This window comes from Vibrio sp. 14G-20 (genome assembly GCF_026241515.1).
Taxonomy (GTDB): Bacteria; Pseudomonadota; Gammaproteobacteria; order Enterobacterales; family Vibrionaceae; genus Vibrio.
Genome location: NZ_JAPHPW010000004.1, coordinates 1 through 24,827, shown reverse-complemented (window position 1 = coordinate 24,827; position 24,827 = coordinate 1). Strand labels below are relative to the sequence as shown.

Sequence of the window (24,827 nt, the reverse complement as noted above, 5' to 3'; positions counted from 1 at the left end):
TGACACTAACTATTTGAGTGTGTATTGGTCAGCTATTGCTCTTAAGCATGATTGTGTTTTTAAGCGTGAACGTTATTAAAGCGAGACAGCTTTATAGTGATCTTCTGTTAAAACAAGATAGTTTTTAAAGCGACATTGCTTAGGTGCTTCGTTAACTGTTTAGTTAAGCGTAGCGCTAATTGATTCGGGTTGAACCCTTAGCGCTACTTTTACTTACAGAAAACGACTGTTCACTTACAACAAACTATTCTGCGCTTGCAACAAACAGTTGCTTGCCGTGCAGTTTAAAGTCGTTAATCAGTTTCTGACCTTTAGGGTTAACCAACCAATCACTGAACACTTTCGCAGCTTGGTAGTTAATGCTTGGGTAGCGCTCAGGGTTAACCAAAATCACTTGGTAAGGGTTAAATAGGTTCTTGTCACCTTGGAAAAGAATTTCTAAATCCAGTTTATTTTGGTAAGCCAACCAAGTACCACGGTCTGTCATGGTGTAGCCTTGCATCTCTGACGCCATGTTCAGAGTAGGGCCCATGCCTTGACCAACACTGCGGTAACCACCAAAGTTTGGTTCAATTTTAGTTTGCGCCCAAATACCCATCTCTTTCTTATGAGTGCCAGAGTCGTCGCCACGAGAGACAAACGTCACGTTATTAGTCGCGATCGCTTTAAACACATCTGCTACTGCTTTTTGAGATTCAATTTTTGCAGGGTCGCTTTGTGGGCCAACGATGACAAAGTCGTTGTACATCAGCTTACGAGGTAAAACGCCGTAGCCTTTTTCTACGAAATTTGCTTCCGCTTTTGGTGCGTGAGTCATCACCAAATCAACGTCACCATTTTCACCCATGCGAAGTGATTTACCCGTACCAGCAGCAAGAACATCAACCTTGATACCAGAATCCTTTTCGAACTCAGGTAATAAGTAGTCCAGTAGACCAGAGTGATAAGTACTTGTGGTTGTCGCCAACTTAATATGAGTGGTGTCTTCCGCGCTGCTAGCCGTGTAACTGACGATAGATAGGGCTGCAATAGTTAGGGGAATTGCTTTCATTATTATTATGTCCATTCTGTTATAAATGAATGACATGCCTTCAGTTTTAAAGGGCTCAAAGAAGGGCATGTGCATAAGACGCTAATTATTGTAATTAGAAATCTACACCTTACAAGCAAGCTTAATGCCAACAAATCATGCATCAAATTTCATTAAATTGCTGTTATTTCGGACAAAATTGCGTCATTTACCTCGTTAAAATGAATCAAAACATGAGCTAGGACAAAATGTCGCACATTGTCCCTGTTGGAGAAAAGGTTAATTGGTACACTCTGTCCCAACTTTCCTCATCGGCTAATCATTATGTCTTTACCTAGTTCATCTGCATCCAATCTAAACCCGAACACATTGACTCAGTATCAGGCGTTTTCCGTTTTGGTGGTCGATGATGAATTGGGGATGCAGGCTATCTTAAAGAAAGCACTGGGTAAGTTCTTTGGCAAGGTGTCGAGCGCAGGGTCGGTTGAAGAGGCTGAGGTTCTGCGTTGCAATGAACACTTCGATCTCATTGTTCTCGATATCAACCTTCCAGGTCGTTCTGGTATTGAATGGGAAGAAGCCTTTAATGACAGTGACCGAAAAGCTGATGTGATTTTCATGACGGGCTACGCCGATCTAGAGATGACCATATCTGCACTTAAGCTTGGTGCTTCAGATTTTATTCTTAAGCCGTTCAACCTCGAACAGATGATACAATCGGTTCTGCGTTGTATGGATAAACGACTCGACCAAAGAATGCAGTACGCGTTGAAGCGTGATGTTAGTCGTCATATCAAGACCGAATTGATCGGCAATTCAGACAAGACCAAACAGCTTAAATTGCTGATCAGTCAATTTGCACCGTCTCGTGCTTCCGTTTTGATAGAAGGTGAGTCGGGTACCGGCAAAGAACTGGTTGCGCGAGGTGTACATGAAGCCAGTAAACGTACGGGTCCATTTGTACCAATCAACTGTGGTGCGATTGCACCAGAACTTTTAGAAAGTGAATTGTTTGGACATACCTCGGGGGCATTTACCGGCGCGAAGAAAAACCGTGAAGGCCTATTTAGAGTCGCAAGTGGTGGCACCTTGTTCCTTGATGAGATCGGTGAAATGCCACTGCCAATGCAAGCTGCGTTGTTACGTGTGTTAGAGCAAAGAACCATTCGTCCGGTCGGTAGCGAAAAGGAAATTGCCGTTGACGTGCGAGTGGTGGCGGCGACTAACCGAAACCTTCAAGAAGAGGTCGACAAAGGGCACTTCCGCCGCGATCTGTTCTACCGACTCAATGTACTTAAGATTGATGTGGTGCCATTAAGAGATCGCCCATCAGACTTGATTGAACTTGTTCCATACTTTACTCGTCTTTTATCAAGCGAACTTGGCATGCCTATTCCAAATTGGGCACATGAAGATATCTTGGCGATGAACGAATACGAATGGCCGGGGAATATTCGTGAGCTTAAAAACTTAGTTGAACGATGCATTCTTTTAGACAAGCCACCAGCACACTATTGGCGTGAGATTAATGGCGATCCTATACCCGCTAGCATTTCAGTGACGGTGTCACATGGCGCAGAAATGCCAAACTTGAATAATGCAGACGCTGCCGAGGGTTACCCAAACACTTGGACACTCAAAGAAGTGGAAAAATCTCATATAGAACAGCTTGTTAGTTTCCATGATGGCAATAAGTCGGCTGCTGCGAGAGATCTTGGCGTCGCGCGTAAAACGCTAGAGCGTAAATACAAAGATTGGAACACAGAAGGTTCTGAATATGCCGATTAGACGTCGTTGGTGGTCAAAGTGGGCGTTCCGATTCAAAACCATGGTTCGCTACCGCTTATTATTTCTAACATCAGCTCCAATTATTCTTACCTTGTGTGCGCTTGTGGCGATCACACTGTATTGGTCAATACATTACACGTGGCAGGGCGCTCTGATTGATGTTGATGAACGCTTGGATGTTGCCGATAACAGTATTCACCTGATCCAAAATCAGCAAGCATACAACGTTCGTGCGTTTGCTGAGTCTTATAACTTTCGAACCAAGCTTGCGAGTGATCTTTCACACGAAGACCTAACTCGCTGGGTGTCTGAAAACAAATCTCGTTATGAGCTCGATTTTCTGCGCTGGCGCAGTGTCGAGAGCATGGAAAAGAAACTTGAATATCTAAACCTAACTCACAAGTCTTCTTTTTTCAGTGTATTAAGCCGTAATGAACTCAATTATCTCGACCGTGACCTCGCTAAAAAAGCAGAAGTTCCGATGCTCAATGGGCAAGAAGTTGAGACCCGCGGATTGGTAAGTCGAACCGTTATATCTATCACAGATGAACATGATCATGTGATTGGTTTTCTGGATGGTGGGATCTTACTGAATAACAGTACTCAACTTGTCGACCAAATCAACAACCTTATCTATCCACAAAGAGAAGGCTTTAATCGTCATATAGGTACGGTCACGGTCTTCCTTGATGATCTTCGTGTCAGCACCAATGTACCTTTGAGCAGTGAAGACAGTGTAGGGCGCGCCATTGGTACGCGTGTCTCTCATGAGGTTCATTCAAAAGTTTTGAATGAAGGTAAAGAGTGGTTAGATCGAGCGTATGTTTACGATGCTTGGTACATCACGGCTTACCAACCAATCCACGATCAATTTGATAATGTGATTGGCATGCTTTACACCGGTTATCTAATTTGGCCTCTCATACAAACTTATTTAACTAACCTTGGTGAAATAAGCATTACCATTGTATTGCTATTGCTAGCTTCAGGTTTGATCGTTCATCGTGGTGCCCGTGATCTTTTCAACCCCATTGAACGCATTCATAAAGTCGTCAAGCTTGTCCAAATGGGGCAAGACAAGCGAATTGGCACGTTAGGTTTGGATGATCAGCACGAACTAACGTTGCTCGCTAAACAGTTCGACAAGATGTTGGATCTACTGCACGAGCGTAATCAAGAGATTCAACAAGCGGCTTCTGAACTGGAATGCAAAGTTCACTCACGTACGGCAAGCTTGAAAGAGAAAACTGAAGAACTCGAACTGCACATCAAACTGCTCAATCAAGCCAGAGACAAGCTGGTGGTCAATGAAAAACTGGCCGCATTAGGTGAATTAACCGCGGGGATTGCTCATGAGATCAATAACCCAACCGCAGTAATTCTTGGCAACGTTGAGCTGATGAAGTTTGAACTGGGCGATGAAGTGAGCCGTGTAGACGAAGAAGTCCACGCGATCATGGAGCAGATTGACCGAATTCGAAACATCACACGAAGCCTGCTTCAATACAGCCGTCACGGTGGCGTACAAGACGAAATTACATGGCAACATATCAATCCAATTGTGGATGAAAGCATTACGCTCGTAAAAACAGGCGCGAAGAAGAAAGGCATTGTGTATGTCTCGCAATTGAATGCTAAAACCTCAGTCGAAGTGAACCGAAACCAATTGCTGCAAATTCTCGTCAACCTGCAAATGAACGCAATTCATGCAATGAACGGACAGGGTACGTTAACGATTTCGAGTGAAGATTGGGTTGAAAATGGCGTGTCTCATGGCGCTATCGTTCATGTTCAAGATGAAGGCTGCGGCATTAAGGAAGAGCAGCTGAAACGCATTTTCTCGCCTTTCTATACGACTAAGCGAGATGGTACAGGCTTAGGCTTATCCGTTTCTCAAAGTATTTTGAGCCAAACGGGCGGTGAAATACGTGTTGAATCCGAAGTAGGTAAGGGAAGTTGTTTTAGTATCTATCTTCAACAGAAAGCGACACCTCAATTGCTAGTATCAAATCTATAAGTTCTAACAACCAATTCACCGATATTATCATCCGATGATATTTCTAACGCGCTTGGGCTATTACACGAACGTTTTAGCCCAAGCACGAAAATTCCGCACTACTAATCTATCGCCAGCCAAATCTCAACCTCTGCCCGTTTGACGTACACCTCTTTTTGGTTATGTAACACAGTGTATATCTTTCCATCTTGATGCATATCATCTGAACTGTACGGATTTTTGATAACTTGGTCGAAAATCCATAATCAAAACAAATAATAAAGTCAGTCAGCTATGAAATTAAGTAACCTATCTATCAAATCAAAACTCGTCTCCATCGTCATTTTATCGGTCGTTTTACTGGTAATGGCATCCACCTTTAATTTAATGCAGCAGCGCGCGAGCTCTATGGAAGAGCGACAGGATAAACTCAGTGCGCAAGTCGAAACGGCGGTAAGTTTGGCAAGCTACTATTACAGCCAACGCAGTGTGCTGGGTGAAGAGGTCGCAAAGGACCGAGCGCTAAAAGCTATTGAGACGCTTCGCTATGACAGCACTAATTATTTCTGGATTCTGAACCAGCAGCTCAACATCATTAGTCATCCATTAAAGCCAGAGCTTAATGGCACCAATGCCGGAAACCTGAGAGATGGCGCAGGTAAGCATCACTGGCGAGAAATGGTCACCATCTCTCGTACACCTGAAGAGAAAGGCTTTCTTGATTACCAATGGATGAGCCCCCAAGGCGAACTCAAAGACAAGATCTCATACGTTCAGCTGTTTCCAGAATGGAACTGGGTCATCGGCTCTGGAATCTTGGTCGCGGATATTCAAGAGGCGTTCTATGCCTTAGCCATTAAAGAAGGGATGGTAGCAGTTGTTTTGTCAGGCTTACTGTTCGCAATGGGCTACGCGATTTCCAACAACATTCTTGTTCCACTGAATAAGCTTATCGAGAACACCCATAAGATTGCCGATGGCGACCTTCGTGTGCGCATGAACATGACACGCAAAGATGAGCTAGGAGATATGAGTCATCAGATCGATACCATGCTCGATAAGCTTCAAAGCACGCTTCGCACTGCCAATGAATCGGCGGACTTATCGAGCAACATGGCAAGTCACATCGCGCAAGCCAGTGAAGAGGCCGCAACCAGTGTTAACTCACAACATGCGCAACTGGAATTACTGTCTACTGCGATGACTGAAATGAGTGCGACTATCTCAGATGTTGCAGTGAATGCTGAGAACACAGCTGCGAGCACCAATAAGGTGGTCGATCATGCAAATCAGAACGACGAGAACATGCAGGTAACGTCGACAACCATCTCGCAGGTTTCAGAGAACATCTCGACAGCGAATAACCTAGTCAAAGATCTTCAATCTGGTGTCACTGAGATTAGCCAAGTTGTTGGTGTGATTCGTGATGTGTCAGAACAGACAAACTTGTTGGCACTGAACGCAGCGATAGAAGCAGCACGAGCAGGTGAGCAAGGCAGAGGCTTCGCGGTTGTCGCGGATGAAGTGCGAAACCTAGCGAGTCGTACTCAGAACTCGACCAACGAAGTGCAATCAACCATTGAAAAACTGACTCAGCAAGCTGAGCGTACCTTTAAAGCGATGCAAAGCAGTAATGAGAAAGTCGACCACAGTGTCGTGGCTTCTAACGAAACACGCCAACAACTGGATGTGATAGTGAATGAGCTTCACAACGCTAATGACATGGTGGCTCAAATTGCCGCAGCGTCGGAACAACAGAGCACAGTAGCAACGGAAATGAGTGAGAGTGTTACTGGTATTCACTTAGCCGCTAATGAAGTTCTGCAAGCCTCACAATCGCTCGCAGAAGACAGCCAGAAAATGGCCAATACTACAGAGCATCTAACTGAACAGTTGAAGTATTTTAAGGTGTAAACCCATAACTGCTTAGCGTTAACAAAAATAAAACCTCATAAAAAAACACCTCCGCACTTGAGATAAGTTCGGAGGTGTTTTCGTTTGTTGCAGACTAGGAGATTAATTCACTCTCCGAGCGTTAAACCAACTGCGACTAATGTGCTGCCACTGAAATCTTCGGTGGGTTGATGTTATGCTTCTTAAACTCTTTCATCACACGCAGGGTAATATCGGTTTCAAACAATTTCTCATACGCGGTATCCACCACATAAGCCTTACACGTCAACTGTATCGCAAGGTAGTTGTCGGTGATCGTCTGTTTAACCAGAACAGTCACGGGCTTTGGTAAGTGGATGTAGCGACTTGAAGACGCCGCTTCTTGAATCAAGTCACGGGCTAGGGTGATGTCTTCATTCATTCCGACATAAAACGGAATCACCACCTGCATATCCAAGGCACCATAGTTACCACTGGTGGTCACTTCGTTTAAGAACTTGTTGTTCGGAATAGTAATGATGTCGTCATTCAAGGTTCTCATTCGTACAGAACGTAAACCAATCGTGATAATGTCACCGTAGTTACCCTCGAACGTGACGCGGTCACCAACCTGGAAAGGCCTATCAATCATCACCGTGATACCGGCGATGAATGATGCTGCCAAATCTTTAAGCGCAAAGCCGACCGACACGGCGAGGGTACCACCTATCAAAGCCAGTATTTGGTCGTTGATTCTAAAGCTCATCATGAACACGATAAGACCGGTGCTCACATAGATAAAGAATTGAGTAAACGACTGCAGTTTTTGTAGCAGCATTCGATATTGCACGAATTGGCTACCAAAGCTCGTCACCATTGAGTTGATAAACTTAAGCAGCAACCACATCGCGGCAATAACGATCATGGAGAAGAACACGCCGCTCCATCGCACTAGGCTCGCTATCTTTGAGATGTTTTCTACATTGGCTAACTCTTCCGTCGCAAAGGTCGGGAAACTGACAGCACTTGCCAAGCCAACAAATAGTAGGATAAATAACTTCTTCATTTTACTTCACCAGTAGATGTTGACGGTCGAGAACGTTAGTAATGTGGCGGAACCAGTGCTCGGAAATTCGAGCCTTTTCTTCATGCCAGCCAATATAACCACGGCTTTCAAAGTAACGCAGAATACCGGTTATCTCAGCCGTACTTAGCTGCGTACAATCAGACAATACTTCCGGAGAAGCGATTTCCAATTGCACGATAGAGCGAAGCACAGCCAACATAGGTTTTGGCATGTTTTCCAGCTCTTGTGCTTCAGGTACGTGGAACAATCTCACGACGGCCTGATCCGTATCTTTGTTTCGATTCAAAGAGAGTCGGAAAAAGCGTAGAGCAACGGTAGGGTTACCATCAGAGTAATGCCACAAGATTCGGTAGAAGCCTTGACGTGCGCGGTCTTCCTCGCTCATGTCATCTTGGTCCCACTGTTTAGGCACCACTAAACCATCAAACGATAACGGCTTCTCAAGCTTCGTATTGATACGACTATTTAGAAGCTCACCGACTTGTTTCTCTGTCCAACGAGGTAGAAAACACACCAAATCAAACAACAGACGTTCACCACGCGCTCGATCGACGAATCGCCAGCTCGATTTAGCAATCGAAATCACGATACGGTGATTCTTTTTAGAGCGACGCAGTAGGTTGGTTAAACGGATCAAATCAGACAGGCCACCAACCATTGGCTTAACCAATCGCTGTGCATTGTCGATCGCAATCAAGTACGTTGTCTTGCTTTTACGAAGGTGCGCCAAGATCTGAATTTCAGTCGCTTTTTCTTCTAAGCCGATGCTCACCGCTAGATGCGCTAACAACTCTTGGTAACCCGCGTAAGGGCAACTTACGTAAACAGGTTCAGCGTTAGAGACTTTGTGCAGCAGGGTATAAAGCAGCGTTGTTGCGCCCACACCACGTTCGCCTGAAACAATGCAAATAGCAGGGCTGTCCGACATCAGGTAGCGAGACAGTTGCTTAACCTCATCACCGGCGTAATCAATCAGCGTGCTGTCGATATTACCCGGTAGGATGTATTCATAGGTTTGATCGCCTTTGATTCTAACCAAGTTTTGTTGGTTCTTATCAAGGTCAGACTGCTTAGCCACTTCGATTCTAAACAGATAGGCTAAGGCTTGGCTAAACAGCGTGTAATTAGACAGCAAGGCCATGATGCGGTGCTGGAAGCTGTACACGCTCAACCATACGATGCCAATTGCCGTTGCCAATATATTAAGTAGGAAGGTTTCCTTACGGTTTACCGCCCAATTCACCCATACCGGACGATCAGAGATGTGTTGCAGCGTATCAAAGACTTTCGCTCGCCATAATCTAAGCACTGAAATGGTAACCAGTACAAACCAGAAAAACAGAGCGCTGTAGATCCAGCTATAGATAGTGCCTTTGCCTAGCGTGATGCTCGATATTTGCAAAGTTACACCCGCAACAATGAAGCTCCATACATAACGGCGAATAGTCGATAGGCGCAGCGCAATCACTTCTTGATTGGATGTACGACCCAAACGATACGCAAACTCCAAAATAAAGCTGATGGCAATCGAACCACCTAGAATCCACCAGGTGAAGATCTCAAGGAAAATCAGGTGTTGCAGGCTAGGGATGCTAGAAAGCACTCTTAGTGAAAGCGTAATCGCGATTAACCAAGCAATCGCACGATCAGCGCGGCTGATATACCAGATCACACGCACTAAGAAAGGAGGGTTAGTTTTCGCTTCAAGAAAATTAATTCTGAACAACTCAATCAAGCGAGTGCTGTTGGCAAGCCACCACGCTAAACCAAAATAGATGAACAACACTTTTAACGATGCACCAATCACAGGCACTGGCGAAATAAAGATGTCGTTAACGAGCGCTTTAAAGCTACGAATCTGGAAGTAAACAAGATACTCAATGTTGAGCTTGGTTAATTCCCACTCTTGCTTAAATTGAGTTACGCCGTAAGGGCCAAAACCTGTTAGACGCTCTTTATTAGCGGAGTTCGTCTGCTCTAACAGGTGTTGCTTGCTTACATTCAAGCTATTCAAAGTGACGTAACTGGTTTGAACGGCAAACCATTGCTCGGCGTCGTTGTTCGCTCTGTAGGCTTTTATCTGTTGCTCGAAGGTTTTGATTTCCTGCTTTTGAACTCGCAGAACTTCAGCGAGCAAGATATTGACTTGGCGTCTATCCGACGGCTCCATAAAGAGGGGGTCGGGTAAGGAGTCAATTCGATCATCGAGGTTAACAGCAGAATCGGATACCTGCGGCTGAGATTGTAAGTCATATTCCAAGTTGGCATGACTAGGCCAAGAGAGAATGGCCAAAGTGAGGATTAAGAAGCGCAATAGTGAACGCATAAAAGTCTCTTAGAATTATGAGGTTAGGATTACTATAGTTAGATAATCTGACTTTGTGAAATCCAACCCCGTGTCGGGGGCGAGTACTTTATTCCTGTTTCTAGCGATTTTGTCATGAAATTGTCAGGGATTAAGCTAATATTTGAGCATCTCTGCTATGTCTACTGTTGCGTTGTTCGGGTTGCTTTTGCTGTGACCAATCAGCATGCGATATATTCAATGGTTAGCATGATTTGGGACGTTATATACCACCCGTTATGGGGTGCTGTTCGATATTTTATTTTTCCTTAAAATCGACGGCTTTTCGGATATAAATAGAAAATCAAAAATGTGAGTCAGCTCAAACTATGATTTGGCTAGGTTAGCACTCACTTAATGGGCAGTAATTGCAATCAATACTTGCAGTTAAAGCCCTGAACAAGTAACGTTGCGGCGTTTTTCACATTAATAAGGTAATGGCATTGATCTCCACAGCAAATATCACCCAACAATTCGGCGCTAAGCCACTTTTCGAAAATATTTCAGTTAAGTTCGGCGAAGGCAACCGCTACGGTTTAATCGGCGCGAATGGCTGTGGTAAATCGACGTTCATGAAGATCCTATCGGGTGAACTTGAGCCAAGTGCTGGTAACGTAAGCTACGATCCAAACGAGCGCGTTGCTAAGCTAAACCAAGACCAATTTGCTTATGAAGAATTCACGGTAATCGACACGGTTATCATGGGTCACAAAGAGCTTTGGGCTATTAAACAAGAGCGTGACCGCATTTACTCTTTGCCAGAAATGAGCGAAGAAGACGGCATGAAAGTGGCTGACCTTGAAGTTCAGTTCGCTGAAATGGACGGCTATATGGCAGAAGCTAAAGCGGGTGAGCTTCTTCTTGCGGTAGGTATTGAAGAATCAATGCACTTCGGTCTAATGAGCGAAGTAGCACCGGGTTGGAAACTTCGTGTTCTATTGTCTCAAGTATTGTTTGCAGACCCGCATATCATGCTTCTTGACGAACCAACGAACAACTTGGACATGGACACTATCAAGTGGTTGGAAGATACGCTAAACCAACGTAACTGCACAATGATCATCATTTCGCACGACCGTCACTTCCTAAACTCTGTTTGTACACACATGGCTGACCTTGATTACGGCGAACTTCGTCTATTCCCAGGTAACTACGATGAGTACATGACGGCTGCGACTCAAGCTCGTGAGCGTCTACTGTCTGACAATGCTAAGAAGAAAGCACAAATTGCTGAACTTCAAACGTTCGTTTCTCGTTTCTCTGCTAACGCATCGAAAGCGAAACAAGCGACGTCTCGTGCTAAGCAGATCGATAAGATCCAACTAGACGAAGTTAAAGCGTCTAGCCGTCAAAACCCATTCATCCGTTTCGAACAGTCTAAAGAGCTATTCCGTAACGCACTTGTGGTTGAAAACCTATCTCAAGGTTTTGAAGAAGACCTATACAACAAGTTCGACGGTATCTTCGAAGTCGGTGAGCGTGTTGCTATCATCGGTGAAAACGGTGTAGGTAAAACAACACTACTTAACACACTAGCTGGCGCTCTAGAGCCTCGCACTGGTGAGTACAAGTGGTCTGAAAACTCAAACATCGGTTACTACGCTCAAGATCACGCACACGATTTCGAAACAGACATGAACCTGTTTGATTGGATGAGCCAATGGCGCCAAGAAGGCGAAGACGAGCAAGTTGTTCGTGGCTTCCTAGGTCGTATGCTGTTTGGCCAAGACGACATCAAGAAGTCTGTAAAGGTTATCTCTGGTGGTGAGCAAGGTCGTATGCTTCTTGGTAAGATCATGATGCATAAACCAAACATCCTTCTAATGGATGAGCCAACAAACCACATGGATATGGAATCTATCGAAGCGCTTAACTTAGCTCTTGAGAACTACAAAGGCACATTGTTCTTCGTTTCTCACGACCGTGTATTCGTAGACTCGCTTGCAACTCGTATCCTTGAAATCAAAGATGGCAAGATCAACGATTTCCGCGGTACTTACGCTGAGTTCTTGAAAGCACGCGGCTAATACGTAATAACACGTTAGTACGTATTTAAAATTAGAAAGGCCTCTATCTTATTAGTAAGATAGAGGCCTTTTGTTTTTCCAAACCACATAAATCAACTAGCTTGCGTTAATCGTTAATCGTTAATCGCTAGTACTTAAACTGCGCGACAATCTTCTCTAGCTTCACACTCACGCTCGAGACTTGTTCACTGCAACGCACTGATCCAGAAACCACGGTATAAGTATCACTGGCAAGGTGTGCGATATCCGTAATGTTTCGGTCAATCTCAACCGAAACCATTGATTGCTCTTCGGACGCTGTTGAGATCTGACTGTTTAAGTCGAACATCTCGCCAACTTGGAAGTGTATTCCTTCTATCGCATTCACTACGTCTTTGGTTTGGCTTTTTACCAGCTCAGTTTGTTCTAAGCTCGCTGTCATCTTAGCGACGGTCTTGTCTATCCCAGTGGTTAAACCGTGAATCGTGGATTCTATTTGATGGGTTGAGTCGTTGGTCATTAACGAAAGCTCTCGCACTTCGGACGCAACCACAGCGAAACCTCGTCCATGATCGCCAGCACGCGCTGCTTCAATCGCAGCATTAAGTGCCAATAGGTTAGTTTGCTCAGCAATACCTTGAATAGTCGTGACCACCTGATTGATTTCACGGCTCTGTTCTTCGAGCTGAACGATGAGATCCTGCGACTCTGCGATGTTTTCTACCAAGACATTAATACTGTCGTTGGTTGATTGTGTTTTTTGTAGCGCTTGATGGGCATTTTCTTTGATCTTCTCGGCTGTGGTTGCGGCATTTTCGATGTTCGCCGTCACCTCATTACTCGTCATCACTAACTCGTTAACTGCCGTCGCTACCGATTCAGATTGTTGCTTTTGTTTCTCTGCATTGCTCATGCTTTTAACTGCCGCTTCTTCAGAGCTGCATGAACTGTCTGTCAGCACCGTCATCACGCCGGATAGCTCTTTGATGTTACCGTGCAGTTTATCGATGAAGGTATCGAACGAGTGGGCAAGTTGAGCGAGCTCGTCGTTACCTTTAGCGTTCATTCTGACGGTTAAGTCTCCATCTCCATTTGCAATAGACTCCATCATCACGTTTATCGCTTTGATACGACCCAGGATGTTGCGACCGATGAACACCAATAACAGAGAAAGCAGAGCAACGATAGCTGCGCCAAACAGGTGTAACATGTTTTGTGTGTTTCTAACTGCCGCTGTAATCGCTTGGCTTATCTCATTCTGCACTTCTTCAATGGCTTGTTCTGTTTGGTGGACGTTGCTACGTAAGGCGCCTCTATGGCCTAGTTCTGCCGACAAGCCTAAATTGGTGTTAGCCAGCAGAAGCGTTTCAACCGCAGCCTTGTAGTTCGAATAGGCTTGCTCTGTCGCAACCGACGTTTGAGAGTAGGGTTCAAACTCTTTAAGAGCATCAGCTAACGCCATATGTGTTTGGTCATTGATATGAGCGAGATAATGGAAGTCTTTTTCAATCAACTCCAACAACGCAAGCTCTAACGCCAAACTCGATTCAGATTCGATCGCTGATTTTAATTCGGTTCTTTTGGAATCTAACGCAGCGACAAAACCTAAAGGCGCGGTCGTACGTTCAATGTTATTTACTTGTTCGACAATTCGATGAAACTGCTTTTGATATTGATGAAGAGTGTCCGAAATCCGCGTCATTTGGTCAGACAAATGAAGCTCGTGTGAAGCTAGAGTTTGGTTCAAAGTCATCAATCGTTGATTCAGAGTGTTGGCGGTTTTGTCGAAACGTTCTGCGTATTTGTTATCGTGGCGAGATAAGAAATCTTTTTCATGTCGCCTCAGGGTGAGCAGGTCAACAGAGCTCCTCAAATTTTCAGTAGCAGCACGTTCCAGGGATTCAAGCTTGTCTAAGCTAAACTGCTCATAGATGGCATAGATAAAGACTGAAACAAACAGGGTGAGGTTGATTAGAATGAATTTACTGCGTATTGAAAGAGACAGCGAATGACGCTGAGGTTCCGATGGATTACTCATGGTTAATTCCCTTTAAGCCAGTGACGTTAATATTCATCTTTGTTTTGTAATCAATAGATTCATTAAAATGATGAATATGTAACTAATAGCCTATCAGGTTGTTAAAGCAAGATTCGTTTACAACTAAGGTCGAGGGAGCCGTTATTTATCTACAAGCGAAAATCAGTGGGCACCGTTGATAGAAACCTCCAAGCTATATAGCTTACTAGGCATATCTTGAAATAAACTTTGAACAAATAAAAAATGCCACTCATCAAGGTTGTGAGCGGCATTGTTGTTTAGCTATATCGTTCGCCTAAAATCAACTTTAATTAGGCATGAACAGGGCTTTTGAATCTAGCTTTCAGACGAAGCCTGATCACCTTTAACATCGAATTCAATCTTCTCTGCGCCAGTGAACACTTGGAATCGCAGGCCTTTAGCGCGAGCAATGGTCGTGATACCAAATTGCTGAGCCAAGTCTAAGCCCATTTGCGTTACGCCAGAGCGTGATAGCAGAACAGGAATACCCATCTGCGCTACTTTGATGACCATTTCCGAGGTAAGGCGACCTGTGGTGTAGAAAATCTTGTCTGTGCCGTCTTCTTTGTTAAGCCACATCTCACCAGCCAACGTATCTACCGCATTGTGACGGCCAACATCTTCAACAAACGATAGAACCTTGTCGTCTTTGCAAACAGCGCAACCATGTACCGCGCCAGCTTTCTTGTACGTGTCGTTGTAATGAGTCAGTGCTTCTAAAGCCGTGTAAATTTCAGATTGCTTAATTTTGGTCTGAGGCACTTGGTAATCTTCCAACTGCTTCATCACGTTACCAAACATGGTGCCCTGACCACAGCCAGAGGTCACCGTCTTCTTCTTAAGCGCTTGCTCAAGTTGGCTAGTATCTTCTTTGGTGATAACAGCTGCAGAGCTGGTTTCCCAATCGATGATGATAGATTCAACCGCTTCAGGGTCAGAAAGGAAGCTTTGGTTCTTCAAATAACCCAAGACTAAAGATTCAGGGCGCGAGCCAAGCGTCATCAGTGTTACGATCTCTTTCCAGTTCAACATAACGGTAAGAGGGCGTTCACAAGCGATCTGTTTGGTTAGCTTCTCACCATATTCATCAAACACTTCAACTTCGATTGTTTGAAGTGGGTTTTCGCTAGTTTTTATTATGTTTGGTTTTACCACAATCACTTCCTACTTAATGAGATAGGGTTGTAACAAGAGGGTCTAACGCCGTTCTTGTTCATCGATTCTTTAACTCATGCTTAAAGCAAATCTTATTCCAAAATAACGGGTATTCAGGAAAACATGAAGCATTCGATTAAAATAGCGCAAAATATGAGAGTTCACCGAGTGGAGTTGTCTGAAATAACCAGTATCGACTAACGTTATAGTGACAACTTGATAACGAACGCTATAGATACGCTCTCGTAGTTAATCCGTATTGGCGTGTTTATTGCTTTATGGGGTGTATATGATTGCGCACAGTACAAAATGTCCTAAGTGCATTCAGACCAAAGAAAATCAATTGGGTGAAGTATGTCTGAGATAAAAGAATTCAAAGAACAATATGAAAAAACAGAAGCAGCTTGGCCAATCGGTGTCCAAAGAATTGAGAAAGAGATCAAAACAGGTATCTGGGTAACGACGCAATGGGAATTGACGGGGTTTGAACTGTCGCCAGAAGGTGATGCCCAAGACGTTTGCTTACTTCAGTTACACAAAGACGAGCGTACGGACTATCGTTTCAACTTAAGCTCTCAGCAACCTAAGCTTTTCTTAGTGATGGATAATGTCGATTCTGGTGTAAAACCAGTTATTCAGTTACTTACAGCATCACAAACCGTTGCAGGGCAATACATGGACGGTGACAACCAAGTCCTTTCATACGACATTCCGCTACCTGTGCAAGCTTGGATGGAAGCCTTCATAGGCCGTCATGGTGAGTTGCTAGAAGCAAGACGTAAGAAACGTAAAGGTGCGGGTAGATCAAATGGCAACTAACTTCTTTAGCCGTTGGTCTCAACGAAAGCTTGACGAATCCACTGACGAAGCTTTGGAAGTAGAGCAAACACTGGAAGCACCGGAACTCACTTCCTCTGATTCTTCATCTTCTGAGATTTCGTCTGCTGATCTTTCTTCTGAAATGGAAGCAGCAGCGCCTCAGTCTTTAGATAGTGATGCTTTAGAAACCAATGAAGAAGTTCATGCTGCTGACGTTCAAGATCCCGCACCAGAAGCCACTGAAGACTTGTCTGTTGCTCAATTATTGGTATCAGAAGCCTCAGAAAGCGTAAAAAAAGCCGCATTGCGTAAATTATTCCTTTCAGAAGAATTCAATGTTCGTGATGGTTTAGATGATTACGACGACGATTACAGTAATTTAAAGTCTCTTTCTGAAGGGGTTGCGGAAACCCTGCGTGATTGGGTTAAAGATAAAACGGAAGAAGACACTACACCAGAAGAAGACCAAGTCATTGATAATAAAGATGAGGGCTCAGTTTTAGAAACTTCTGAGAGCGATCTTGAGGTATCTGATAATGAACTTGAAACTTCAGAAAGTGCCGAAATAACCGAACAAGAAAAAGAACTGTATAAAAACACAGTGTCAGATAAAAGCGCTACCACATCAGACGAAGATGACCTGAAAGAGATGGGACAAAATATACCACACAAAGAATAGGTACATTTTGACTAAATACTCAATGAACCGCTTGCGACAAAATGTCCCAAGCGGTTTTTTTATACGCACAATAAACGCTATAAAGAATTAAATTACTGATATATAAGGTTTATTAAATTGGCATGGCATTTGCTAAATAACGTTTATTATCAACTTTTTTGTAGATAGACGAATTCATAGTCTGACGAGCGAGACACTGGCTAAAGGGTTAGTTGTTAACGGATTACTCAGCAAGTTCTCTATCGCTTACTACAATGAAGGTTGAACAGATTATCCATGTCCAAAGATGGAACTGAGCAATGCTTAAACAATTATTAGAACAAGCAACTTCAAATAACGCTAAAGCAAGACTGTATGCATTTGAAAATACAGTTGAGTTAACAAATCTGATTCCACCTACTGTTAGCTACGAAAGCGGCGGTAATACTCTTGTTATTGGTCCAACTGCGATCATTGAAAGTGCTGCGGCTCAATTACCTCAATTGACGAGCTTAACCTTATTGTCGACAGACGGCGAAAAGGGCAAAAACCCAGAACTGTACTTCGCGAATTCGGTTCAAGTATCCGGTTTCCTTGGCACGTTTGAAGTTGTGATTGAGAGTAAAGGCACATCAAGCAACTTAGCGAAAATCGCGATTAATCACGATTGTTTCGATGTTGTTCTAGACCTATGTCTGAATAGCTGCATGACAGAAGAAGTGCCTGTACCGGGTTATTACCCAGTGGGCCGAGGCTATCCAAAACTGGCCGAAGCACTGGAAGAGATTCCAACGCTAATGGGTACATTTGATAAGCCTAAGTTCTTCCGTTTAGACACTGACCTTTGTGCGCACAGTTCTCGCGGCGTAAAAGGGTGTGAACGTTGTGTTGATGCTTGTCCTGCTGGCGCGCTATCAAGTGAAGGCTCAGACAAAACAGGTCACAAGATCGAGATTAACCCTTATCTATGTCAAGGCGTCGGAACTTGTGCAACAAGCTGTCCTACAGAAGCGATTACCTATGCGCTTCCAAACCCTGACGATACTCAAAAGTTCATTGAACGTACGCTAGCTAACTATGAGCATGCGGGCGGTCTGGATCCAATCGTACTTATCTGTAGCTCTCGTCATGAGACTTACAATGTAATGGCGCTAAAAGCACTACCAGATAACGTTATTCCAATCGTTGTTGAAGAACTGCCTTCTATTGGTATTGATACTTGGTTTGCCGCGCTGGTAAATGGGGCGACTCAGGTTCTGTTTGCTGCTTCTCGTTTTATGCCAGAGACGATCATTCGAGTTCTGAATAACGAAGTAGGGATTGCTCAAGAGCTACTAGACCAAATCGGTGTTCCAAAAGAAACCATCGATATCCTGTATTTAGAATCTCTACGTGAAGGGCTTCCAACATTGTGCGTTGATTCATTCGACCTTGCACTTGGCGATCTTCACGGTAATAAGCGCCAACGTCTATTCACAGCACTTGATGCGATGTCTTCGGCTCGTATTCCAGTTGAGAACATTGTTGAGCTTCCGTCGAATGCGCCATATGGCACGGTTTCGTGTGAAAGCAAAGATTGTACTTTATGTATGAGTTGTGTGGCTGTGTGTCCGACACGAGCACTTCATACAGACGGCGCATCTCCATCACTTAAGTTTGTAGAACAAGACTGTATTCAATGTGGTCTGTGTGAAAAAGCATGTCCTGAGAATGTTCTGACTCTTACGCCTCGTATGAACTGGGTAAAAGAAGAACGTCAGAAAGCGGTTGTGATTCATGAAGAGAAAGCAGCGGAATGTGTACGTTGCCATAAACCATTCGCACCTCAATCTATGATTGACATGTTACAGAACAAGTTACGCGGTCACTCTCACTTTTCAGATGAAGCAGCGATTAATCGTATTGCGATGTGTGAAGACTGTCGTGTGGTGGATATGTTCGATTCAATGGCTCAAGACCCATTGAAACAATTGAAATACTAGGAGTTAGCCTTGGAAACGAATTTGGATCAGGCACAAGAACAGACACTACGAACTGAGATCTATTTGGTTCTATCAGCACTGTTTCGTAGCGCACCTTCTGAAGAGGTGATCGACTTTCTAAAAACGCTAGATATTGAAGCGTCTGAAAGCGCGATGCAAAAGGCTTGGATTGCTATTCAACAAGCGGCAACAGAATCAAACCGTGAAGCTCTTGAAGAAGAATATCAAGACTTATTCATCGGCATTGGTCGCGGAGAAGTGGTTCCATTCGGTTCTTGGCATCGCACTGGCGCCATGATGGAAAAACCATTAGCAGAGATTCGTCATGACTTAGAGCTTTTAGGTATTGAGCGTGACGATCAAGTGAAAGAGCCAGAAGATCATATCGCAGCATTGTGTGAAGTGATGGCCATGCTAACGGCTGAAGAAGAAGCCCTACAACAAGCGGTATTCAATAAGCACCTTGGCCCTTGGTTTAACTCTTTCACGCGTCAGCTTGAAGGGGCAGAAAGCGCGAACTTCTACAAATCGGCCGCTCAGCTGTGTGAAGCATTCCTAACGCTAGAACAAGTGCGTTTTAGTGTGAATACAAAAAGCAGTAAGCACAAATTAAAGATTGATGTGAAAAACGTCACTGATTACGAGTAATCGAGCAGTACGCGATTATATCGATAGAGGGGCATTAAGCCTCCAAAAAAAGATCTACCGTAAGGTAAGGAAGCAATGATGAAAGATAATAAAGATATAAATACAAGCCGTAGGGACTTACTCAAAGGCTTGACGACTGCAGCCGTAGCTGGTGCCGTTGTCGCTGGTACAACTAAAGTGGCAACCGCTTCAGAAACTGTTGAAATTTCGAAAGAAGACGTGAAGAAGACTGGGTATCGTGAAACGCAACATATTCGCGATTACTACGACACACTTTAGGAGATAACGGATGAAACTTGTCAAACGCTCCGATAGTGTGAGCAAAGAAACCAATCAATTAGGCGTGTCTCGACGTGCCTTCATGAAAAACACTTCATTAGCTGCTGGTGGCGCAGTGGTAGGCGCAAGTCTATTTGCACCAGGCATGATGAAGAAAGCACAGGCTAAATCAGTCGATCCAGAAGCGAAAACAGAAGTGAAACGTACTATCTGTTCTCACTGTTCTGTGGGTTGTGGTATCTACGCTGAAGTTCAAAATGGCGTATGGACAGGTCAAGAGCCTGCATTCGATCACCCATTTAACGCTGGTGGACACTGTGCGAAAGGTGCAGCACTTCGTGAGCACGGCCACGGTGAGCGTCGTCTTAAGTACCCAATGAAATTGGAAGGCGGTAAGTGGAAGAAGCTTTCTTGGGAACAAGCGATTGAAGAGATCGGTAACAAGGCGTTAGAGCTTCGTAAAGAGTCTGGCCCTGATTCGGTTTACTTCCTCGGTAGTGCGAAACACAGCAACGAGCAAGCTTACGCATTCCGTAAGATGGCGTCGCTTTGGGGCACCAACAACGTTGACCACCAAGCGCGTATTTGTCACTCAACCACAGTAGCCGGTGTTGCAAACACTTGGGGTTACGGTGCAATGACAAACTCGTTCAATGACATGCACAACTGTAAATCAATGCTGTTCATTGGTTCAAACCCAGCAGAAGCTCACCCAGTAGCGATGCAACACATCTTGATCGCGAAAGAGAAGAACAACTGTAAGATCGTTGTTGCGGATCCTCGTCGTACGCGTACTGCTGCGAAATCTGATCACTATGTATCACTTCGCCCAGGTTCTGACGTTGCGTTTATCTGGGGTGTGCTATGGCATGTCTTTGCTAACAAATGGGAAGACCAAGAATTCATCCGCCAACGTGTATTCGGCATGGACGAGATCCGTGAAGAAGTCGCGAAGTGGAGCCCAGCTGAAGTTGAGCGTGTAACAGGCGTAAGCGAAGAAGACGTATACCACACAGCGAAACTACTTTCTGAAAACCGTCCGGGTTGTATCGTTTGGTGTATGGGTGGTACTCAGCACACGACTGGTAACAACAACACACGCGCTTACTGTGTACTTGAGCTTGCGCTAGGTAACATCGGTAAATCAGGCGGCGGTGCAAACATCTTCCGTGGTCACGATAACGTACAGGGCGCAACTGACCTTGGCGTACTTTCTGACACACTTCCAGGCTACTACGGCTTGTCTGAAGGTTCTTGGCGTCACTGGTCAAAAGTTTGGGATATCGACTTTGACTGGGTAAAAGGCCGATTCGACGACAGCGCATACGGTGGTCAAAAACCAATGAACAGTGCAGGTATTCCTGTATCTCGTTGGGTTGATGGTGTGCTTGAAGACAAAGACAAGATTCGTCAACGCGAAAACATCCGCGCGATGTTCTACTGGGGTCACGCAGTGAACTCTCAGACTCGTGGTCCAGAGATGAAGAAAGCGATGCAGAAGCTGGATATGATGGTTATTGTTGACCCATACCCAACCGTTGCAGCGGTAATGAACGATCGTACCGACGGCGTTTACCTGCTTCCAGCGACGACTCAGTTTGAAACCTACGGCAGTGTAACGGCATCAAACCGTTCTCTACAGTGGCGTGACAAGGTTGTTGATCCTCTGTTCGAATCTAAGCCTGACCACGAAATCATGTACCTTCTTTCTAAGAAGCTTGGTTTCTCTGATCAGCTGTTCAAAAACATCCGTGTTGAGAACAACCAACCATTGATTGAAGACATCACACGTGAATTCAACAAAGGTATGTGGACGATCGGCTACACAGGTCAAAGCCCAGAGCGCTTGAAAGAGCACCAACAAAACTGGCATACGTTCCACAAAACAACACTTGCTGCAGAAGGCGGCCCAGCGAATGGCGAGACTTACGGTCTTCCTTGGCCATGTTGGGGCAACCCAGAGATGAAACACCCAGGCACACATATCCTTTACGATACGTCTAAGCCTGTTGCTGAGGGCGGCGGTAACTTCCGTACTCGTTTCGGTGTGGAGTTTGAAGGTCAAAGCCTACTGGCTGAAGACAGCTACTCGAAAGGCAGCGAAATCAAAGATGGCTACCCAGAGTTCAGTGACAAACTACTGAAACAACTGGGTTGGTGGGATGACCTAACCGCAGAAGAGAAAGCCTCTGCTGAAGGTAAAAACTGGAAGACCGACGTTTCTGGCGGTATCCAACGTGTGGCAATTAAACACGGTTGTATCCCATTTGGTAATGCAAAAGCGCGTGCGATTGTTTGGACATTCCCAGACCGCGTACCGCTGCACCGTGAGCCGCTTTACACACCACGTCGCGACCTAGTTGCTGATTACCCAACGTGGGATGACAAAGAAGCGATCTTCCGTGTACCTACGCTTTACAAGTCGATTCAAGAGCAAGACAAATCTGGTGAATACCCGATTATCCTGACTTCTGGTCGTCTGGTTGAGTACGAAGGTGGTGGTGAAGAGACACGTTCAAACCCATGGCTAGCTGAACTTCAACAAGAGATGTTCGTTGAAGTGAACCCGAAAGACGCGAACGACATCGGCTTTAAAGACGGTGACGATGTTTGGGTTGAAGGTGCAGAGAAAGGCCGTATTAAGGTGAAAGCGATGGTAACGCGTCGTGTGAAACCGGGGCTGGCGTTCATTCCATTCCACTTCGGTGGTAAGTTCCAAGGCGAAGATTTGCGTTCTAAATACCCAGAAGGCACTGATCCTTACGTTATTGGTGAAGCTGCTAACACAGCAACCACTTATGGTTACGACCCTGTCACGTTGATGCAGGAAACGAAAGTAACCCTTTGTAATATTCGTAAAGCGTAAGGAGTCTTAAAATGGCTAGAATGAAATTTCTTTGTGACACCAAGCGTTGTATCGAATGTAACGGTTGTGTCACTGCATGTAAGAATGAAAATGATGATGCTCTAGAATGGGGTATTCAACGTCGTCGCGTTGTCACACTGAATGATGGCGAACCGGGTGAAAACTCTATCTCAGTAGCGTGTATGCACTGTACTGATGCACCTTGTATGGCAGTTTGTCCTGCAGACTGTTTTGAACATACAGAAGACGGCATCGTACTTCACAATAAAGATCTGTGTATCGGTTGTGGTTACTGCTTGTTTGCTTGTCCGTTTGGTGCACCTCAATTCCCTAAACAGGAAGCGTTTGGTGAGCGCGGCAAGATGGACAAATGTACCTTCTGTGCTGGCGGCCCAGAAACAGAGCCAGGTTCTGTTGAAGAGCGTCAAAAGTACGGTGCGAACCGTATTGCTGAAGGCAAACTGCCAATGTGTGCTTCGCTTTGTTCGACCAAAGCACTACTAGCGGGTGACGCAGAGAAAGTTTCTGATGTTTTCCGTCAGCGTGTAGTTGAACGTGGTGCGAAAGGTGCAGGTTGGACAGACGGCAACGACCTTTCTTACGATGCGACTAAGAGCTAAGTAGGAGAGACATATGCTTACAATGTTTAAGCGTCTCTTCCTTGTTGTGCTGCCGATGTTGGCAGCACTAACAATGCTTTCTCCTATGAGTCATGCATCTGAGACGAACTCATCACAAACTCAATCGAGCTCTGCTCAACGAGAAATCACACAGCTTGCTGGTGCCGATTTTTGGCGACAAGTAAGAAATGGTGAGGAAGGTTACACTACATCTCAATCAGCTGAGCACGGTGTTTTAATCAGTACTCCAGGTCAAACGTGGTACATATTGAAAGAGAAGTGGATGTCACCAGCCGGTGCTGTCGCTATCTTTGGCAGTATTGCTTTTGTGACTTTGATGTACGTTGTGATTGGCCCGCTAATGCTAAGTGCACCAAGAACAGGCCGTAAGATCAAACGTTGGTCTCGACTTGATCGTGCATTGCACTGGAGCATGGCGTTTACCTTCTTAACACTGGCGTTCAGTGGTTTGATGTTGGTTTACGGTAAACACTTCTTGAAACCTTATATCCCAACGGATCTATGGGGCTTCATCGTTCTACTGGCTAAGCAATACCATAACTACATCGGCCCGATTTTCTACGTGCTGTTGATGGCTGTTCTTATCAAGTGGTGGCGCAAGTCTATCTTCAAGATGGTCGATATCCAGTGGTTCATGAAGCTGGGTGGTATGGTCGGGAAACATAAAGGTTCTCATCCATCTGCAGAGTTTTCGAACGCGGGTGAAAAAGCACTGTTCTGGCTATTGATTGTTATGGGTAGTGTGGCTGCGATCAGTGGCTTGGTTTTAGACTTCCCAATCTTCGGTCAAACGCGTCGAGATATGGAGCTTTCAAACCTAGTCCACATGTTGGCTGCTTTGATCCTTATCTGTGGTTTCGTGTTCCACATCTACATCGGCTTGTTCGGTATGGAAGGGGCACTAGAAGGCATGGTAACAGGCGAAGTTGATGAGACTTGGGCTAAAGAGCACCATGACCTTTGGTACAAAGAAGTAATGGAACAAGAGAAAAACGGCGTTGAACAAAGCGCAAATGCAACAACAGAGAAAACGGAAGGGGTGAATAAGAATGAACAAACCTCATAAAGGCATTTGGGTCGCTTACATACTAAGCTGCTTTACGCCATTTACTTGCCTTCTCTCTGGTGTGGTTGCCATCATCTACGCGGGCTATCGTTTAGATAAAGGCGAAGACGGTGAAGTAGTGGATACCCATTACTACGGCTTGATTCGCTCTTTCTTCTTGAACCTGACGTTCTTTGTGGTGCTTATCGTCACGGTAGCGACCTCTAATGGCGTGTTAATCGGTGTGAACGATTACTGGTATCAAAACCATATTATCGATGACATCGCTTACTACATCCCATATGTAGGCATGTTGTTCGGTGGTGTTGCGATTGTGGTTTGGTTTATCCGTATGTATCAAGGTATGCAGCGTTTGAGTCAAAACTTACCACAAAACCCGACAACAGGACCCAACTTGTAGTCGAGTATAGGCTAAATAGATAACGAATTATTTAGCCTAATAGTGATTTGAAAGCCCAATGATTTCGGTCATTGGGCTTAATTATATGGTCCGCCTCACTCTCAAGCCATTAAGCTTAGAGTAGGCTCTCA

The 24,827-nt window shown here is 44.8% G+C and carries 18 protein-coding genes; 13 read left to right on the top strand and 5 right to left on the bottom strand.

The window, feature by feature from the left end; translation table 11 throughout:
• Positions 1-244 precede the first annotated feature (244 nt).
• The gene (locus OQJ75_RS04435) at positions 245-1,051 is read right to left on the bottom strand and encodes a substrate-binding domain-containing protein (RefSeq protein WP_265971576.1); all 807 of its coding nucleotides are present in this window, start codon (positions 1,049-1,051) and stop codon (positions 245-247) included.
• A gap of 303 nt (positions 1,052-1,354) precedes the next feature.
• On the opposite strand from OQJ75_RS04435, the gene OQJ75_RS04430 reads away from it, so the two are divergent.
• The 3 genes from OQJ75_RS04430 (at position 1,355) to OQJ75_RS04420 (ending at position 6,728) form a co-directional block, all read left to right on the top strand.
• Positions 1,355-2,818, top strand: coding sequence for a sigma-54-dependent transcriptional regulator (locus tag OQJ75_RS04430; protein WP_265971577.1), 1,464 nt, complete (start codon positions 1,355-1,357; stop codon positions 2,816-2,818).
• Positions 2,808-4,835, top strand: a complete 2,028-nt coding sequence (locus tag OQJ75_RS04425) for a cache domain-containing protein (protein WP_265971579.1) — start codon at positions 2,808-2,810, stop codon at positions 4,833-4,835. The genes OQJ75_RS04430 and OQJ75_RS04425 overlap by 11 nt, the downstream gene beginning before the upstream one ends.
• A 273-nt stretch (positions 4,836-5,108) precedes the next feature.
• Positions 5,109-6,728 carry a methyl-accepting chemotaxis protein gene (locus OQJ75_RS04420; RefSeq protein ID WP_265971580.1) on the top strand — a complete coding sequence of 540 codons (1,620 nt, stop codon included), beginning with the start codon at positions 5,109-5,111 and terminating at the stop codon, positions 6,726-6,728.
• A 136-nt stretch (positions 6,729-6,864) separates the two neighbouring features.
• Here OQJ75_RS04420 and OQJ75_RS04415 read toward each other — a convergent pair whose 3' ends face one another.
• Together OQJ75_RS04415 and OQJ75_RS04410 are read right to left on the bottom strand one after the other, a co-directional pair.
• Positions 6,865-7,752 carry a mechanosensitive ion channel family protein gene (locus OQJ75_RS04415; RefSeq protein WP_132761908.1) on the bottom strand — a complete coding sequence of 296 codons (888 nt, stop codon included), beginning with the start codon at positions 7,750-7,752 and terminating at the stop codon, positions 6,865-6,867.
• A 1-nt stretch (position 7,753) separates the two neighbouring features.
• A complete protein-coding gene (locus OQJ75_RS04410) occupies positions 7,754-10,099 on the bottom strand; it encodes an ATP-binding protein (protein WP_265971581.1) in 2,346 nt (781 codons plus the stop codon).
• A 461-nt stretch (positions 10,100-10,560) separates the two neighbouring features.
• On the opposite strand from OQJ75_RS04410, the gene OQJ75_RS04405 reads away from it, so the two are divergent.
• Entirely contained in the window at positions 10,561-12,144 is a 1,584-nt protein-coding gene (locus OQJ75_RS04405) for an ABC-F family ATPase (RefSeq protein WP_009846736.1), read from the top strand.
• 127 nt (positions 12,145-12,271) lie between these two features.
• Here the strand turns inward: OQJ75_RS04405 and OQJ75_RS04400 are convergent, their stop codons facing one another.
• Positions 12,272-14,161 carry a methyl-accepting chemotaxis protein gene (locus OQJ75_RS04400; protein WP_265971582.1) on the bottom strand — a complete coding sequence of 630 codons (1,890 nt, stop codon included), beginning with the start codon at positions 14,159-14,161 and terminating at the stop codon, positions 12,272-12,274.
• Positions 14,162-14,497: 336 nt separating this feature from the next.
• The gene (gene fdhD, locus OQJ75_RS04395) at positions 14,498-15,337 is read right to left on the bottom strand and encodes a formate dehydrogenase accessory sulfurtransferase FdhD (RefSeq protein ID WP_265971583.1); all 840 of its coding nucleotides are present in this window, start codon (positions 15,335-15,337) and stop codon (positions 14,498-14,500) included.
• A gap of 354 nt (positions 15,338-15,691) precedes the next feature.
• Between fdhD and OQJ75_RS04390 the strand changes: the two genes are divergently transcribed.
• The 9 genes from OQJ75_RS04390 (at position 15,692) to OQJ75_RS04350 (ending at position 24,696) form a co-directional block, all read left to right on the top strand.
• On the top strand, positions 15,692-16,156 hold the full coding sequence (locus tag OQJ75_RS04390; protein WP_016795575.1) for a DUF3305 domain-containing protein: 465 nt from the start codon (positions 15,692-15,694) through the stop codon (positions 16,154-16,156).
• The gene (locus OQJ75_RS04385; RefSeq protein ID WP_265971587.1) at positions 16,146-16,835 is read left to right on the top strand and encodes a DUF3306 domain-containing protein; all 690 of its coding nucleotides are present in this window, start codon (positions 16,146-16,148) and stop codon (positions 16,833-16,835) included. The genes OQJ75_RS04390 and OQJ75_RS04385 overlap by 11 nt, the downstream gene beginning before the upstream one ends.
• A gap of 299 nt (positions 16,836-17,134) precedes the next feature.
• Positions 17,135-18,796, top strand: coding sequence for a 4Fe-4S dicluster domain-containing protein (locus OQJ75_RS04380; protein ID WP_265971588.1), 1,662 nt, complete (start codon positions 17,135-17,137; stop codon positions 18,794-18,796).
• A gap of 9 nt (positions 18,797-18,805) precedes the next feature.
• Entirely contained in the window at positions 18,806-19,444 is a 639-nt protein-coding gene (locus OQJ75_RS04375; protein WP_265971589.1) for a TorD/DmsD family molecular chaperone, read from the top strand.
• A 78-nt stretch (positions 19,445-19,522) separates the two neighbouring features.
• Positions 19,523-19,723 carry a twin-arginine translocation signal domain-containing protein gene (locus OQJ75_RS04370; RefSeq protein WP_008217926.1) on the top strand — a complete coding sequence of 67 codons (201 nt, stop codon included), beginning with the start codon at positions 19,523-19,525 and terminating at the stop codon, positions 19,721-19,723.
• Positions 19,724-19,733: 10 nt separating this feature from the next.
• Positions 19,734-22,589, top strand: a complete 2,856-nt coding sequence (locus OQJ75_RS04365; protein ID WP_265971590.1) for a formate dehydrogenase subunit alpha — start codon at positions 19,734-19,736, stop codon at positions 22,587-22,589.
• Positions 22,590-22,600: 11 nt separating this feature from the next.
• A complete protein-coding gene (gene fdh3B, locus OQJ75_RS04360; RefSeq protein WP_004742271.1) occupies positions 22,601-23,209 on the top strand; it encodes a formate dehydrogenase FDH3 subunit beta in 609 nt (202 codons plus the stop codon).
• Positions 23,210-23,222: 13 nt separating this feature from the next.
• Entirely contained in the window at positions 23,223-24,296 is a 1,074-nt protein-coding gene (locus OQJ75_RS04355; RefSeq protein WP_102478359.1) for a formate dehydrogenase subunit gamma, read from the top strand.
• A complete protein-coding gene (locus OQJ75_RS04350; protein WP_017059624.1) occupies positions 24,280-24,696 on the top strand; it encodes a hypothetical protein in 417 nt (138 codons plus the stop codon). Before OQJ75_RS04355 ends, OQJ75_RS04350 begins: the two co-directional genes overlap by 17 nt.
• The last annotated feature ends 131 nt before the right edge of the window (positions 24,697-24,827 follow it).